The sequence below is a fragment of the Bacillota bacterium genome (assembly GCA_040754675.1).
Taxonomy (GTDB): Bacteria; Bacillota; Limnochordia; order Limnochordales; family Geochordaceae; genus Geochorda.
Map to the genome: position 1 here is coordinate 1 of JBFMCJ010000454.1, position 3,287 is coordinate 3,287.

Here is a 3,287-nt window from a genome sequence, read left to right on the forward strand (position 1 = left end):
CCCAGCCGGTCAACCAGTTCTCCCAGCCGGTGCACTCTGTTTACGAATTCCTCTGTCTTCACGCTGTCACCGGCCCTCCAGGGCTTTCCTGACCTCGTCCTCCAGCTCGGGGTTGATAATGTAAACGCGCTTGGGTACGCGCGACTCAAGGCTCGAGTCGGCTTGGCTGGCAAGCTCGATGATCACCCAGCTTTCCAACGCAGGGGGTAGAAGTTCTTCGACCACCTCAGCCGGCAGGCCACAACGGGACGGCAGGTTCTTCCTCTCGGTATACGGACGCTCCAGCAGCACCCGCAGGAGATTGCGGTAACGCTCGTCACGGGCGAGCAGTGCCGCCGCTTCACCGGGCATGCCATCGTCCCCCCTTTTCCATAGTCACCGCCGCGGCCCGCTCACCGGTTGACCAGCTCCTCCACGGGAACGTAGTCGACATCATACCCGAAACAGCGCGGGCCAAAGAACCGCTCAATTCCCGCGGGAAGCCGCATCCTCTCATGAGCAGGCAGTACGACGATGGTACCGCGGTATCCGTACCTCATCACGTCGGTCCGGATCGGTTCTCCCGTCTCCGAATCAAGGATGGCGATCAGGTCCGGAGGAAGGCACCTGATCTTCCCGTCCACCCGCAGGATGAGCCACTCATTCTGGAAGTCGAGCTCGGCGAAGCTTCCCCGGAAGTCGTCGATGCCCTCCATGGTTACACGGCCGAGCGTGAACCCCTTCGTGCTCTCCCCGCCGAACTCGCGATTGATGTCCACAATCTTCCCCCGGAACACCCGGTACCCTTCCACCCCGCGAGCAGCCTTCAGGGCCCTGAGCACCTCCTCCACCGGGTCGAGGTGCTCTCGCCGCGCCCTGTACACTGCCTTGCCCACCTCCCAGGCGATGGACTGCGAGTTCAGGATGGACGTCTCCTTCACCTGCAAGCCGCGCATCGGGTACGATGCGATCCAGGAAATCCCGCCGTACGCCATGGCAGCCCGCCGGCATATGGTTTCAGCCAGCCGGTCGTCCTCCCCCGTGTCGATAATCGTTACGTTACCCCGGTCGTCGGCGGATGCAACCGGCGATGCATGCACACCCAACGCCACCCAGGACGTCATCTGGAGCTCGGGGAAAGCGCGGTTCATGCCGTCCACGTCGATCACGGGCACGCCGAGTTCCGCAGCCGCGGCGTAAGCGACGGGGGAATTCACACCTCCGCACTCGATGGGGATGGTGGCCTCCAATCTCTGCCCCAGGTAACGCTGCAGCCTCTCCAAGGCAACGTTGAGCACGTCACCGGACGGAGGCTTTTCCGTGAGCACCAGCGCCGCCCCCAGGCACGCCGGGCTCGCCACCAGGACGTCATCAGGGACGTCCACCGGGTCGACCATGACCATTTCCTTGCCTTCGTCAAGCACCTTGTACGACCAAAGGAGACCTATCTCGGGGTCGCCTCCGCCTCCCGTGGCCAAGATGGAAGCCCCCAAGGTGATCTCCTTGATGGCTTGCTTGTCGATGAGCTGATACTTCCTAGCGCCCCACGCCTTGACAGTATCCAGTGCTCCCATGCCCCTGCGCACCGCCCGTCGGCAGTGCTCCCCCCTTCCCCATCACATGGATGATCACACAGTCGCGCGTCCCTTGACGCGCACCCTGATCTTCTCCCGCTTGCCGGGCATGTAAGTGAACGGGATCTCCTCGACGTCAACGACCTCAACCGTCTCGCGGACGGCCCCCGCCATGGCCGCGTTGTCCTTGGCCTTCTCCGTTACGGCCTCGATGGCATTGTTGCGGTCCTCCCGCTCGAGGTCGACGACACCCTCGGCGTAGGCACCGATCTCGGCAATGGTCGTCCCCACCGCTCCCCCCACTTCGAAGTGGTCGGGGATCACGACTTCGCTCACACCATCGAGCTCCGTAGGCACTACCAGCGCGCCGCCACCAATTAGGATGGCCGGGATGTCGCCGCGTGCCGTCTTCATTTGGTCTATGGCGGTTTCCAGGGTGGACTTGACGAGGGAGTACGCCTGCTCCACGGTGCGGGGAGAAAGGGCCTGTACTTTCTCGGGGTGAGTGACGAAGTCGCTCTCGAAGATATCCAGGCGCTGACTGAGCCGCCCGACCGCCACCGCCACGTCGTGCACGGTAAGCACGGGTCCGCCGTAAGACTTACCCAGCCGCACCAAGTTGTACCCGACGCTCTCCGGCCCTAACCCGTACACGGTCTCGCCCCGCGTCTTCACGATGGTGCCGCCGCCAAGCGCGATGGACATCAGGTCCGGGCACCGGATGTTGGTCTTCACGCCGCCTATATTCACCGTGATGGAGGACTCCCTGGGAAACCCGTCGACGATGTACGCAACATCCGTGGAGGTACCCCCCACATCCACCACCGCACCGTCCACGATCCCGGATAGGAACACCGCGCCCCGTACGCTGGCCGCGGGGCCCGAGGCCACTGTGAAGATCGGGTAGTCGACAGCGTAATCCGCGGACATCACACTCCCATCGTTCTGAACGATAAAGAGCGCTGCGTCGATACCTTTTTGCTTCATGGCCTTCTTCACCGCGTCGACGGCCCGGCGCATGCAGCTGATAACGGAGGCGTTGAGGATGGTCGAGTTCTCACGCTCCAGCAGAGAAAGCGACGCTATACGATGGGAGAGGGTAACGTGGACACCGTCCCCCAGTTCGTTGAGGACGATCTCCCGCGCCCGCTCCTCGTGGTCGGCCTTCATCGGCGAGAACACCCCGGTGATGGCGATCGCGCTCACCTTGCCCCTCATGGCAACGCAGGCCTTCTTGATGGCCATCTCGTCCAGAGGCACGATGTCCCGCCCGTCGTACTCGGACCCACCCCTGATGACGTGAACGTTACCGCTGCCCCCAATGGCCTCCTTCAGGTCCTCAGGCCAGCCCGTGAGAGGAGGAATCGCCGTGGTAGCCGGCGCCCCGAGCCGGAAGATCGCGACCCTATCCAACCCCCGCCGCTCGATGATCGCATTGGTCGTATGCGTGGTGCCCAGGGACACCATGGCAATGCGGCTAGCCTCCACACCCGGCTGGGCCAGTAGCTTGTCTAGAGCATTGATGATGCCGGTGGTGACGTCCTCGGTGGTGATAGACTTAGTCTTAGCTATCACCTGCCGGCCGCGTACTACCACGCCGTCGGTGAAAGTTCCTCCCACGTCAAACCCGATGCGCAGATCCTTCATGAGCTGCCTACCCCCCTTGCTTCCACAAATCGCCCATCCCGTATTGCCCAAGTAGTCCCCAACCGAGAATTTCCTGCGGAGGAGGCG

3 protein-coding genes are annotated in these 3,287 nt (G+C 63.0%); all 3 read right to left on the reverse strand.

Annotated features, from left to right (window positions below):
- Positions 1-66: 66 nt before the first annotated feature.
- Genes AB1609_18895 through AB1609_18905 form a run of 3 tightly spaced genes read right to left on the reverse strand, consistent with a single transcriptional unit; the run spans position 67 to position 3,200 of the window.
- Positions 67-351, reverse strand: coding sequence for a hypothetical protein (locus AB1609_18895; GenBank protein ID MEW6048515.1), 285 nt, complete (start codon positions 349-351; stop codon positions 67-69).
- Positions 352-392: 41 nt separating this feature from the next.
- Entirely contained in the window at positions 393-1,553 is a 1,161-nt protein-coding gene (locus AB1609_18900) for a DUF917 domain-containing protein (protein ID MEW6048516.1), read from the reverse strand.
- 54 nt (positions 1,554-1,607) lie between these two features.
- Positions 1,608-3,200 (reverse strand): hydantoinase/oxoprolinase family protein, encoded by a 1,593-nt coding sequence (locus AB1609_18905; GenBank protein MEW6048517.1) that lies wholly within the window; start codon positions 3,198-3,200, stop codon positions 1,608-1,610.
- Positions 3,201-3,287: the final 87 nt, after the last annotated feature.